This is a genomic window from Streptomyces jumonjinensis, assembly GCF_009600885.1.
Lineage (GTDB): Bacteria > Actinomycetota > Actinomycetes > Streptomycetales > Streptomycetaceae > Streptomyces > Streptomyces jumonjinensis.
This window is the reverse complement of sequence record NZ_VCLA01000091.1, coordinates 1-11926: the sequence shown is the minus strand read 5'-3', so window position 1 is coordinate 11926 and position 11926 is coordinate 1. Positions and strand designations below refer to the sequence as shown.

General features: G+C 73.0%; 8 protein-coding genes. 3 read left to right on the top strand and 5 right to left on the bottom strand.

Translation table 11 applies throughout. The annotated features are described in order from the left end of the window. On the top strand, positions 1–961 hold a 961-nt coding region (locus tag FF041_RS11120; protein WP_153522566.1), incomplete at its 5' end, for an AMP-binding enzyme. A gap of 272 nt (positions 962–1233) precedes the next feature. Here FF041_RS11120 and FF041_RS11115 read toward each other — a convergent pair. After that, positions 1234–2544, bottom strand: a complete 1311-nt coding sequence (locus tag FF041_RS11115) for an alpha/beta fold hydrolase (RefSeq protein ID WP_153522564.1) — start codon at positions 2542–2544, stop codon at positions 1234–1236. A gap of 247 nt (positions 2545–2791) precedes the next feature. On the opposite strand from FF041_RS11115, the gene FF041_RS11110 reads away from it, so the two are divergent. After that, a complete protein-coding gene (locus tag FF041_RS11110) occupies positions 2792–4042 on the top strand; it encodes a hypothetical protein (protein ID WP_153522562.1) in 1251 nt (416 codons plus the stop codon). Positions 4043–4185: 143 nt separating this feature from the next. On the opposite strand, the gene FF041_RS11105 is transcribed toward FF041_RS11110, so the two are convergent. The 3 genes from FF041_RS11105 to FF041_RS11095 all read right to left on the bottom strand — a co-directional run bounded on the left by FF041_RS11105 (position 4186) and on the right by FF041_RS11095 (position 8039). Then, positions 4186–5286 (bottom strand): calcium:proton antiporter, encoded by a 1101-nt coding sequence (locus FF041_RS11105; protein WP_153522560.1) that lies wholly within the window; start codon positions 5284–5286, stop codon positions 4186–4188. A 74-nt stretch (positions 5287–5360) separates the two neighbouring features. Next, on the bottom strand, positions 5361–6917 hold the full coding sequence (locus FF041_RS11100; protein WP_153522558.1) for an acyl-CoA synthetase: 1557 nt from the start codon (positions 6915–6917) through the stop codon (positions 5361–5363). A 3-nt stretch (positions 6918–6920) separates the two neighbouring features. Continuing rightward, positions 6921–8039: an NAD(P)H-dependent flavin oxidoreductase gene (locus FF041_RS11095; protein ID WP_153522556.1), complete on the bottom strand. Its 1119-nt coding sequence runs from the start codon at positions 8037–8039 to the stop codon at positions 6921–6923. Positions 8040–8221: 182 nt separating this feature from the next. Between FF041_RS11095 and FF041_RS11090 the strand changes: the two genes are divergently transcribed. After that, the gene (locus FF041_RS11090) at positions 8222–10078 is read left to right on the top strand and encodes a serine hydrolase domain-containing protein (protein WP_153522554.1); all 1857 of its coding nucleotides are present in this window, start codon (positions 8222–8224) and stop codon (positions 10076–10078) included. A gap of 249 nt (positions 10079–10327) precedes the next feature. Here FF041_RS11090 and FF041_RS11085 read toward each other — a convergent pair whose 3' ends face one another. Continuing rightward, positions 10328–11869: a phytoene desaturase family protein gene (locus FF041_RS11085; RefSeq protein WP_153522552.1), complete on the bottom strand. Its 1542-nt coding sequence runs from the start codon at positions 11867–11869 to the stop codon at positions 10328–10330. Positions 11870–11926 lie beyond the last annotated feature (57 nt).

The following is an 11926-nucleotide window of genomic DNA, read 5'->3' as shown; positions in this document are numbered from 1 at the left end:
CGGCCTCACCTTCTTCCCCACCGCCCCGCTGATGCACGGCACCTCGACGCTCACCGCGTTCATCGGCTTCGGCTTCGGGCAGCGCGTGGTGCTGCACCGCGGATTCTCCCCCAAGGACGTGGTGCGCACGATCGCGAAGGAGCGGGTCAGCGCTGTGTCGCTGGTCGGCGACGCGATGCTGCGGCCGTTGATCGACGCGCTGAACGGGCCGTCGCGGGGCGCGGATCTCTCCTCGCTGTTCAGCGTGTCCTCGTCCGGCGCGATCCTGTCCGAGACCGTACGGGCGCACTTCGCCGAGCTGGCCCCGAAGGTGCTGCTGCTGAACAACTTCGGGTCGTCGGAGTCCGGCTTCAACGGCACCGCGACCGCCGACTCGGGTCCCGGGCAGGGCTTCAGGATCCAGGTCAACGCCCGTACGGCGGTGGTCGACCCGGTGACCCGGGAACCGGTCGCGCCGGGCGGGAGCGGGCGGATCGCCCAGCGCGGTCATGTGCCGCTCGGCTACTACAACGATCCCGGGAAGACCGCGGAGACGTTCTTCCGGCGGGGCGAGGAGCGCTGGGTGCTGCTGGGCGATATGGCGACGGTGGACGAGAAGGGCGTCGTCACGGTGCTGGGGAGGGGCTCGCAGTGCATCAACACCGGGGGCGAGAAGGTGTATCCGGAAGAGGTCGAGCAGGCGCTGAAGGCCCATCCTGACGTGTACGACGCGGTGGTGGCGGGGGTGCCGGACCAGACCTGGGGGAGCCATGTGGCGGCCGTGGTGCAGCTGCGCGAGGGCGCGCGGGCGCCGAGCCTCGACGATGTCCAGCGGCACTGCCGGACGACGCTCGCCGGGTACAAGGTCCCCCGCCGGCTGGTGATCGCCCAGGAGATCCAGCGGTCGCCGAGCGGCAAGGCGGACTATCGCTGGGCGCGGGCGGTGGCGGAGGCGGACGCGGGCGCGGACGCGGCTTCCTGAGCGCGGGCGCGCGTGGGACGGGCCCGGCGAACCCGGCTCAGTTCGGTTCGGCTCAGCGCGCTTGGCTCAGCTCAGCCCGGTTCGGTTCGGCTCAGCCCGGTTCGGTTCGGCTCAGCCCGGCTTGACCCGGTCCAGCTCGGCCCAGAGCCTTCTGAGCCAGGGCCCAGAGCCAGGACCCGGGGCCTGGCCCCTGATCTCCCCGGTCCCTGGACTCCGACCCCGTACCGCCTCTCAGCCAAGGCCCCCGCGACCGGGCCAGGGCGCAGGTCCGGTCAGATGCCGAAGTCCTTCAGCGCGGCGAGGAATTCCTCGGGCCGGGTCTCATGGATCAGATGCCCCGCCTCGATCGTGATCAGTCGCGCGCCGGGGATCCGCCCGGCCAGCCGGGCCAGCCGCTCCTGGGGGATATGGCTGCCCGGCCCCCCGGCGATGACCAGGGTGGGCGCTTCGATGGCGGCGAGCCGCTCGCTCCAGGCCGGGTCGGGGGCGTTCAGCTCCGCTTCGATGCTGAGGACCACCGGCCAGTCGAAGCCCAGTTCCCCCTCCTCCCGCCGGGCGGGCGGCCGGGGCGTGTCCAGCGGGAACGGCGGTGGCGGCTCCTCGATGACCAGCCGGTCCACGAGTTCCGGTTCGTCCGCGGCGAGCAGAAACGCCGCCACCGCGCCCATGGAGTGCCCGATGACGTCCACACCGTCCAGCCCGAGCCCCCTGATGAACGCGCTCAGCTGGTTCCGGAACTGTTCGAAGCCGTACTCGCCCGGCCAGTCGCTGAGTCCATGGCCGCCGAAGTCGGGAGCGTACACCCGCCGGGTGGCGGCGAGCCGCTCGGCGATCAAGGCCCAGTCCGCCCCGCTGTCCCCGCGGCCGTGGGCGAGGACGACGGGCGGTGCGGACTCCTCGCCCCAGGTGCGGTAGGCGAGCCGGACGCCGTCGGCGTCCAGTCCCAGGATGTCCGGATCGAGGAAGGCGCGGACGGTGCGGACGAAGGCCCCGCAGTCGTCGAGCCAGGGATGATGGGCGTCCGCCTTGGCGTCGTAGGGGAAGATCCCGGCGAGTTCGGCGGCGTTGGCGGGGCGGGGGCCGCCGTCGTACGGCGCGGCCAGGACCAGCACGGGAGCCTGGAGCACGGCGAGCGCGGCACGGGTGGCGGCGGGGTCGAAGGCGCCGTCGGGGTGGCCGTCGGCCAGGTCCCGGTCCGGGTCGTCCCCCGCGCGTGAGCCGGGGGCGATCAGGGTCAGCGAGCGCACCCGGGCCGGGTGCCGGGCGGCGTAGAGGGTGGCCAGATTCCCGGAGGCCGAGTGGGCCAGCAGATGCACCCGGTCCAGGCCGAGATGCTCACGCAGCGCCTCGATGTCGTCGGTCTGCCGGTACCAGTGGCGGGTGGCCGGATCGGCCGGTTCCGCGGAGCCCCCGGTGCCGCGCAGATCGAGCAGAACCAGCCGGTGGTGGGCGTCGAGGCCGCCGAGCGTCCCGTAGTAGGCGGCGGCGCGAGCTGGGCCGCCGGGCAGACAGATCAGCGGTTCACCCGTTCCTTTCAGATGGTAGGCGAGTTCCGTCCCGTCGTACGCGGTGAACTTCGGCATGTGCAGATCGTTGCCCGCCCGGGGCGGCGAGTGCAATGGGGTCCACCCGGAGAGCGGACGCGGGGACCGGGTCCCGAGGGGGCCGGGGACATCACCGGCGGGCCGTCGCGGGCCGTGCCGCCGACCCCCCGTCCGGCGGTACGGCCGCCCGTCGGACGGGGCCGGCCGAGGAGCCCGCGGGCGGACGCGTCACCCTGTGCGCGTCCCTACAGAGGCACTTGAGATATCGGGAATATAGTGTCAAATCATGACAAGCCAAGCGGTGACGGTCAACACGGTTCCCGGACTTCTCGACGCGGTGTCCGGTATGCGCGGCCCGGAGGGCATCTCGGTCCAGGGGCGTCTGAAGGGGGTGCCGGGATTCACCCTGCCGCCCGGTGCGACCCTGGTCGGCGTCGGCGAGGGCGCGACACTGGTGTTCGAGGGCGGAGGCGACGGGGTCCGGCTGACCCGGGACAACCAGGTGGCCGATCTCCGGCTGGAGACCGCGCCCGCCGCCAGAGCGGTCCACAACGACACCTCCGTCGACGCGCTGGGCACACTGGAGCTACGGCGGGTGTCCACGGTGGGGCGGGTGGAGCTGCTGGCCCGGGACCGGGTCGGCTCGGGTCATATCCGTATCGACGATCTCGACATCGAGGCGGCGGACGCCCGGGAGTGTCTGCCCCGGCCGCAGGGGTACAACGTCGAAGTCCTCCAGGGAGCCTTCACGCTCTACAACCAGCAGCAGGACTCGGGGGTGCTGATCACCTGCCAGCTGAGCGATATCGCGGTGGGCCGGGACGGCGCCCCGGTGCGCGGCGGCGGTGTCTTCGTCTCCGGCACTCCGGGCGGCGGCCGGGTGGAGGGCGAACGGCTCCACACCGGCCCGGTCTTCTCGGACGGGGGCATCCCGGCGGGCACCCCCGGCCGGATCTCCGGTGGGGTCTTCGTCGTGTACGCGGCGATCCGCGAGGTGGTCAACGGCGGTCCGGTGACCACCTACGGGGTCAATGACATGGTGCTCGACCTCTGGGGCGAGGTGGAGAGCTGGACCGCCCACGCGCCCATCACCTCGCACGGCCCCAGCGGCATCGGATTCGTCAACTTCGGCACGATCCGCCGGCTGACCGTCGCGGCTCCGATCGAGACCTTCGGCCTGGGCGCGCGCGGCTTCAACATCTACGACGGCACCGTCGACCGGGCCGAGTTCGACCGGATCGTCACCCACGCGGACGCCGCCGTGGGAATCCAGATCAGCAAGCCGTTCGGCAGCCTGACGGTCCACCGGGGGATCGAGACCCATGGCGCGGAGGGCGAGAGCCTGGTCAAGGGCGAGCTGATGCGGCTGGCCGCCACGGCGCTGAGTCTGAAGCCCGGCTCCCACGCGCTGCGGATCCGTATCGACGGCGGGATCACCACCCATGGCCCCGGGGTCCCGGCCGTGGAGATCCTGGGCTCGGTGGACGAACTGGACATCAACGGCCCGATCCGCGCCCAGGGCGGCGCCGCCGGGTGACCGGGCCGTCCGGCCGGGCCCGGCCGGACGGGTCGGAGCAGGAGCAGGACGGGTCGGAGCGGGAGCCGAGCGGGAGCCGAGCGGGAGCCGAGCGGGTCGGAGCAGGAGCAGGCCGGGTCGGAGCAGGAGCCGGACGGAAGCGCTCAGGGGCTGAACGAGAGGAAGACGAACGCGGCGAACAGCACCAGATGCACCCCGCCCTGAAGCAGCGTCGCCCGCCCCGGCACCACCGTCAGAGCGCTGACGACGGCCGTGAGCGCCAGCAGCGCCATATGGGTGGCGTCCTCGCCGAGCACCAGCGGCCCCGGCAGCCAGATCGTGGCGAGCGCGATGGACGGGATCGTCAGACCGATGCTGGCGATGGCGGAGCCGTACGCCAGATTGAGGCTGGTCTGCATCCGGTCGCGGCGGGCCGCGCGCACCGCCGCGAGGGTCTCCGGCGACAGCACCAGCAGGGCGATCACCACACCGACGACGGCGTTGGGCAGTCCGGCGGACTCCACCCCGCTCTCGATGGCCGGTGAGACGAGTTTGGCGTTGCCGACGACGGCGACGAGCGCCATCAGCAGCAGGGCGACGCTCCACCAGGTCTCCCGGTCGTCCGGCGGCGGCGCGTGCTCGTCGGGCCCGCAGTCGCCGCCCTCGGACGGCACCGGGAGGAAGTAGTCCCGGTGGCGTACGGTCTGGACGCCGACGAACAGCGCGTACAGACAGAGGGACGCCACGGCGGTGAACGCCAGCTGGTCGCCGGTGAACTCCTTGCCCGGATGGCCGGTGGTGAAGGCGGGCAGCACCAAGGTCATCGTGGCGAGGGTGCAGACCGTGGCGAGCGCGCCGCCCGAGCCCTCGGCGTTGAAGACGGCGACCCGGTTGCGCAAGGCTCCCACCAGCACGGACAGTCCCACGATGCCATTGCAGGTGATCATGACGGCGGCGAAGACGGTGTCCCGGGCATAGGTGGACGCCTTCTCCCCGCCGCCCGCCATCAGGGTGACGATGAGTCCGACCTCGATGACGGTCACCGCGACGGCGAGCACCAGCGAGCCGAAGGGCTCGCCGACCCGGTGGGCGATGACCTCGGCGTGGTGCACGGCGGCGAGCACGGCCCCGATGAGACAGAGCCCGACGACGGCGACGGCGGGTCCGGGCAGCTCCCGGCCCCAGCCGAGGACCAGCGCGATCACCGCGAGGAGCGGTACCCAGGTCGTCCACCGCGATCCGAGCTGTGCCGCGCCCGTCGTCATGCCCGCCACGCTGCCAGCAGCGGGTCCACGGCGCATGCGGTGCTGCGCCAACGGGGTTCACCGCTCGTACCGGGTCACATCGGGCGTTCCCGCCCTTCCCAGTAGGGGGCCCGCAGTCTCCGTTTGTACAGCTTGCCGTTGGGGTCGCGGGGCATCGACTCGATGAAGTCCACGGTTCTGGGGCGTTTGTATCCCGCGAGCAGCCGCTCGCAGTGGGCGAGGATCGCGGTCGCGAGCGCGTCGTCCGGCGTATGGCCGTCGGCGGGTTCCACGACGGCCTTGACCTCCTCGCCCCAGTCGGCGTGCGGGATGCCGAAGGCCGCCGCGTCGGCCACCGCGGGGTGGGCCAGCAGTGCCGACTCGATCTCGGCGGGGTAGATGTTCACCCCGCCCGAGATGATCATGTCGATCTTGCGGTCGCGGAGGAACAGATAGCCGTCCTCGTCCAGGACGCCGAGATCGCCCACGGTGAAGAACTCCCCGATCCGGTTCCCGGCCGTCTTGGCCTCGTCCTTGTGGTAGCGGAAGTCCCCGGTGGTCATCCTCATATAGACCGTGCCCGGCTCCCCGGGCGGCAGCCGCGTCCCGGCGTCGTCGAAGACCGCCAGCTCGCTGATGGGCCAGGCCCTGCCGACGGTCCCCGGCTTCTTCAGCCAGTCCTCGGCGGTGGCGAAGGTGCCGCCGCCCTCGCTCGCCGCGTAGTACTCCTCGACGCAGCGGCCCCACCAGTCGATCATCGCGCGTTTCACATGGCCGGGGCAGGGGGCCGCGCCGTGGATGGCGTGGCGCAGGGAGGAGACGTCGTACCGCGCCTTCACCTCGTCGGGCAGCGCGAGCAGCCGGTGGAAGTGGGTCGGCACCATATGGGTGTGCGTACAGCGGTGTACGTCGATGAGCCGGAGCATCTCCTCGGGCGTCCACCGGTCCATCAGCACCAGCGGATGCCCGATGTGCAGCGACGCCGCCGCGAACTGGAGCACGGCGGTGTGGTAGAGCGGCGAGCAGACCAGATGGACGTTGCCGTCGAAGGGCCTGATGCCGAAGATGCCGAGGAAGCCGCCGAGATAAGCCTCCTCGGGGGGTTTCCCCGGCAGCGGGCGGCGGATTCCGCGCGGCCGTCCGGTGGTGCCCGAGGTGTAGTTCATGACCCCGCCGAGGGTCCGGGCCGCGGGCGGGGTCCCCGGCCGCCCGGCGAGGAGCTCCCCGTACGGGCGGAATCCGGGGACGGCTCCGGCGCCGACCGTGAAGCACCGGCCGGCCGGCAGCTCCGCCTCCGCCGCCGCGGTCGCCGCGGCGGCGGCGAACCGCTCATGGGCGATCAGGACCTTCGCGCCGGAGTCGGCGACGATCCAGGCGATCTCGGGGCCGACGAGATGATGGTTCACGGGGACGAGATAGAACCCCGCCTGGGACGCGGCGAGATGGGCGGTGAGGAGCTCGACGCCGTTGGGGAGTACGGCGGCGAAGGCGTCGCCCTCGCCGAGTCCTGCCGCGCGCAGCCCATGGACCAGCTGGTTCACCGCGGTGTGCAGCCTGCCCGCGGTCCAGCCCTCGCCCTCGGGGGTGGTGAGCACGGTGCGGCCGGGGTCCGCCGCCGCCTGTGCCCAGAAGCCGTTCGGCCGATCCGCCATGGGTCAGCTCCTTCCCGCGATGCGGTTGACACGGTCCACGGCCCGTTCGAAGCCGCGGGTGAGATCGTCCATGACGGCCCGTACGGCGCGTTCGGAGTTCATCCGGCCGACGATCTGCCCGACGGGGGTGCCGAGCAGCGGGACCACGTCGTGCTTCTGGATACGGGAGACGGCCTCGGCCACCAGCAGCCCCTGGAGGGGCATGGGGAGCGCGCCGGGGCTCTCCGGGCCGTCCCAGGCGTCCGTCCACTCGGTGCGCAGCTGACGGGCGGGCTTTCCGGTCAGTGCGCGGGAGCGGACGGTGTCGCCGGAGCCCGCGGCGAGGAGTTTGCCGGTCAGCGCGCGGGAGTGGAGTTCGGCCTCGATGGTGGTGAGCCAGAGGGAGCCGAGCCAGGCGCCCTGTGCGCCGAGGGCGAGTGCGGCGGCGATCTGCTCGCCGCTGCCGATGCCGCCCGCGGCGAGCACGGGCAGCGGGTCGACGGCGTCGACGACTTCGGGGGTGAGGACCATGGTGGCGATCTCGCCGGTGTGGCCGCCGGCCTCATAGCCCTGGGCGACGACGATGTCGATTCCGGCGTCGGCGTGGCGCCGGGCGTGCCGGGCGCTCCCGGCGAGGGCGGCGACCTGGACGCCCTGGCCGTGGGCGCGGGCGACGACGTCGGCGGGCGGGGAGCCCAGCGCGTTGGCGAGCAGCTTGATCGGGTAGTCGAAGGCCACGTCGAGCTGACTGCGGGCGATGTGCTCCATCCAGCCGGTGATGCGCCAGCCGGATGCCTCGCCGTCGGGGAGTCCGGGTACGCCGTGCCGGGCGAGGGTGTCCCGGACGAACCGCCGGTGGCCTTCGGGGATCATCGCCTCGACCTCGGCTTCGGTGGGGGCCGGGGCCCCGGGGGGCCCGGCCTGCCGGGCGGGCATGACGACGTCGAGGCCGTACGGTCCGCCGCCGGTGTGCCGCTCCATCCAGTCGAGATCGCGTCTGAGGTCGTCGGGCGCGGTGTAGCGGACGGCGCCCAGGACCCCGAGGCCGCCCGCCCGGGTGATGGCGGCGGCCACCGCGGGGAAGGGCGTGAAGCCGAAGATGGCGTGCTCGATCCCCAGCGATGTGCTCAGCTCCGTCTCCATGGGCGGCAGGATGCCGCAGCGGGGCGGCCGGGGGAAGAGCTTTTCTGATGCAGTGTCAGATTCTTTGGCGCGGCCCGCTCTCCACCACCCGGGCCTGCGGGGATGGTTGACAGGGGCCGGGCGCCGACAGAGGGTTTCCCTGCTGTTCGAACGCCCGGGGAACACTGTCAGGAAGGGCCGGAATGACACAGGACGCGGCGGCGGGGAACGGAATCAGCCGACGGAGGCTGGGCGGCGGGATCTTGGCGCTGGGCGGAGCGCTGGCCCTGGCCCCGATCCCCTTCGCGGAGGCGGCGACGGGAGGCGGGGGCGGGGCGCCCTCCTCCGGACCGCCCGCCGCCGGGACCTCCGCCCCCGGAGCGGGCACGGGCGGGTCCGGGCGGCGGCGGACGCTGGCGTACGGCAGCCCCGAGCGGGCCGGGCTGCTGCCGGGCCCGCTGGAACAGCTGGTCACCGACGCGGAAACGTATCTCTCCCCCGCCCCCGAACATCCCTGGTACGCGGGCGCGGTGCTGCTCGCCGGGCGCGGCGGCACCGTCGCGCTGCACCGGCCGATCGGGATGGCGGTGCGCTACGCCTCGTACGACGAGAAGACCGACACCGGGGTGGAGTTCCCGCCCGAGCGGCAGATCCCGATGGCCCGGGACACGGTCTTCGACCTGGCGTCGGTGTCCAAGCTCTTCACCTCGATCCTCGCGGTGCAGCAGATCGAACGGGGCGCGCTGGAGCTCTCGGCCCCGGCCGCGTCGTATCTCCCGGACTTCGGCGGCGCGGGGAAGGGGGACATCACCGTACGCCAGCTGCTGACCCACACCTCGGGGCTGCGCTCCTGGATCCCGCTGCACCAGGCGCCCACCCAGGAGGGCAGGCTCCGGATGCTGTGGGCCGAGGCCCCGCTCAACCCGCCGGGGACGGCGTATCTCTACTCGGACCTCAATCTGATCACGCTCCAGCTGATCCTGGAACGGATCACCGGTCGCTCCCTGGACACACTGCTCCGGGAGGAGATCACCGCTCCGCTCGGGATGCACCGCACCCGGTTCAATCCGCCCCCGTCCTGGAAGCCGAAGACCGCGGCCACCGAGGACGCCCGGAAGCCCTGGTCGGGCCTCGACCGGGGGCTGGTGTGGGGCGAGGTCCACGACGAGAACGCCTATGCGTTCGGCGGGGTCGCGGGCCATGCCGGGGTCTTCTCCCGGGCCTGGGATCTCGCCGTGCTCGCCCGCACCCTTCTCAACGGCGGGGTGTACGGGCGGGCCCGGATTCTGCGCCCCGAGTCCGTGGAGCTGATGTTCACCGACTTCAACACCGCGTACCCCGGCGATGAGCACGGTCTCGGCTTCGAGCTCTATCAGCACTGGTACATGGGCGCGATGGCCACCCCGCGCACCGCGGGCCACACCGGTTTCACCGGGACCAGTCTGGTGCTCGACCCGGGCAGCGACTCGTTCCTGATCGTGCTCGGCAACTCGGTCCACCCGGTGCGCAGCTGGCGCTCGGGCAGCGCTCCCCGGGCCGCCACGGCCAACCGGATGGCCCGCGCCGTCGCCGTACGCCCCGACCGGGGCACGGCCGCCTGGTTCTCCGGAATGGCCGCGTCCGCCTCCGCGACGCTCACGCTGCCCGCGCTCGATGTGGGCTCGTCGCGGACCCGGCTGCGCTGTTCCCTGTGGTGGGACACCGAGCCGAACGCGGACCGGCTGTTCCTGGAGGGCTCGCCGGACGGCGGGGCGAGCTGGCGCGCGGTGCCGTTCACCACCGTACGGGAGGGGGCGCGGGAGCCGTCGGAGCACCCGGAGGGCTCGGTGACCGGGTGGTCCGGGCGGGTCTGGCACCGGCTGACGGCGGATCTGTCGCCGTGGCGGGAGACCGGGGTGCGGCTGCGCTGGCGGTATGCGAGCAACCGGCTCCACACGGGCCGGGGGGCGTATGTGAACGCCATCCGGGTGGAGGAGCGGGGGCGTGTCGTCTTCGACGAGAGCAGGGCCGGGGACGCGGCCCGGATCACGGCGGAGGGGTGGACGGTGTCCGGGGACTGAGCCGGGGGTGTGGGGCTGAGCCGGGGGTCCGGGGGCAGCGGGGCTCAGAGCGATGGCCCGGGGTCCGGACGGCGGGGCTCAGAGCGATGGCCCGGGGTCCGGACAGCGGGGCTCAAGGTGACGGCCTGGGCTGCGGGGTCAAGGTGACGGCCCGGGCTACGGGGCTCAGGGCTGCGGGCACGCCCGGCCCAGGGCGAATCGGCCCCGGGCCTGGGTGTCACCGCGCCTGGGTGTCACCGTGCCGGAGTGTCACCGGCCCAGGGCCGCCATCGCGGCGTTGTGGCCGGGGACCCCGCTCACTCCCCCGCCGCGTACCGCGCCCGCCCCGCACAGCAGCACATTGGCGTGCCGGGTCGCCACCCCCCAGCGGCCCGCCGGATCCTCCGGATCGGCGGCGCAGGGGAAGGAGAGGTCCCCGTGGAAGATATGGCCGCCGGGCAGTCTGAGCTCCCGCTCCAGATCGAGCGGGGTCCTGGCCTCGATACACGGCACGCCGTGCGCGTCCAGGGCCAGACAGTCCGCGATCGGCTCTTCGAGATGGGTGTCCACTTCGGCGAGGGTCGCGGCCAGCAGCGCGGCCCGGACGCCGTCGTTGTCGGCGGTGAAGAGCCGGGCGGGGGTGTGGAGACCGAAGAGGGTCAGCGTCTGATACCCGTCGGCGGCGAGCGAGGGGGCCAGGATCGACGGGTCGGTCAGCGAGTGGCAGTAGATCTCGGACGGCGGCGCGGCGGGCGGCCGTCCGGAGGCCGCGTCACGGTAGGCGGCGGCCAGCCGGTCGTACCCCTCGGAGACATGGAAGGTCCCGGCGAAGGCGTCCGCCGGGCCGACCGAGCGGTCCTTCAGCCGCGGCAGCCGCCGGACCACCATGTTCACCTTGAACTGCGCCCCCTCGGCCGGTGGCGGCGGCTCCTCGCCGAGCAGGGCGGCGAGCTCCCGGGGAGCGGCGTTGACCAGCACCTGACGGGCCGCCACCGTGCCCTCGGCACCGGGCGTACGGTAGGCGACCTCGGCCGCCGCGCCGTCGGTCCCGACCGCCGTCGCCTCATGCCGGAGAGCGATCTCCGCTCCGGCGCGCAGCGCGGCCCCGGCCAGGGCGTCCGTGAGCGCGCCCATGCCGCCGACCGGAACGTCCCAGTCCCCGGTGCCGCCGCCGATGACGTGGTAGAGGAAGCAGCGGTTCTGGGCCAGGCCGGGGTCGTGGGCGTCGGCGAAGGTGCCGATGAGGGCGTCGGTGAGCACCACGCCCCGGACGAGGTCATGGGCGAACCGCTCTTCGATCGCCCTGCCGATGGGCTCCTCGAACAGCGTCCGCCAGGCGGTCTCGTCCCCGATCCGGGATCTGAGCTCCGCGCGGGTGGGGAGCGGCTCGGTGAGGGTGGGGAAGACCCGTTCGGCGACGCGGCCGGTCATGCCGTAGAAGTCGCGCCAGGCCGCGTACTCCCGTTCGCCGCCGGTGAGGGCGGCGAACGAGTCCCGGGTGCGTCCGGCGCCCACGAGGAGTCCGCCCGCCCCGGCGGGGGTGTAGGAGGAGACGGTGCGCTTCCGCAGGGAGAAGGCGAGCCCCAGATCGCGGACGATCGTGCGCGGCAGCAGGGAGACCAGATAGGAGTAGCGCGAGAGCCGGGCGTCGATCCCGGCGAACGGGCGGGTGGAGACGGCCGCTCCGCCGGTGGCGGCCCCGCGCTCCAGCACCAGCACCGACCGCCCGGCGCGGGCGAGATAGGCGGCGGCGACCAGGCCGTTGTGGCCGCCGCCGACGATCACGACATCGTACGAGGTGTGTACGGGCATGGGCGGACCCTAGTAGGGCTTGGTCAGGTCGGCTGTGGTTGAGCGTGTCCTTCTGGT

Excerpts from the sequence above, each read along its gene's own strand:
- FF041_RS11090 (WP_153522554.1), top strand. The coding sequence starts at position 8,222 with ATGACACAGGACGCGGCGGCGGGGAACGGAATCAGCCGACGGAGGCTG.
- FF041_RS11105 (WP_153522560.1), bottom strand. The coding sequence starts at position 5,286 with ATGACGACGGGCGCGGCACAGCTCGGATCGCGGTGGACGACCTGGGTA.
- FF041_RS11095 (WP_153522556.1), bottom strand. The coding sequence starts at position 8,039 with ATGGAGACGGAGCTGAGCACATCGCTGGGGATCGAGCACGCCATCTTC.
- FF041_RS11110 (WP_153522562.1), top strand. The coding sequence starts at position 2,792 with ATGACAAGCCAAGCGGTGACGGTCAACACGGTTCCCGGACTTCTCGAC.
- FF041_RS11085 (WP_153522552.1), bottom strand. The coding sequence starts at position 11,869 with ATGCCCGTACACACCTCGTACGATGTCGTGATCGTCGGCGGCGGCCAC.
- FF041_RS11100 (WP_153522558.1), bottom strand. The coding sequence starts at position 6,917 with ATGGCGGATCGGCCGAACGGCTTCTGGGCACAGGCGGCGGCGGACCCC.
- FF041_RS11115 (WP_153522564.1), bottom strand. The coding sequence starts at position 2,544 with ATGCCGAAGTTCACCGCGTACGACGGGACGGAACTCGCCTACCATCTG.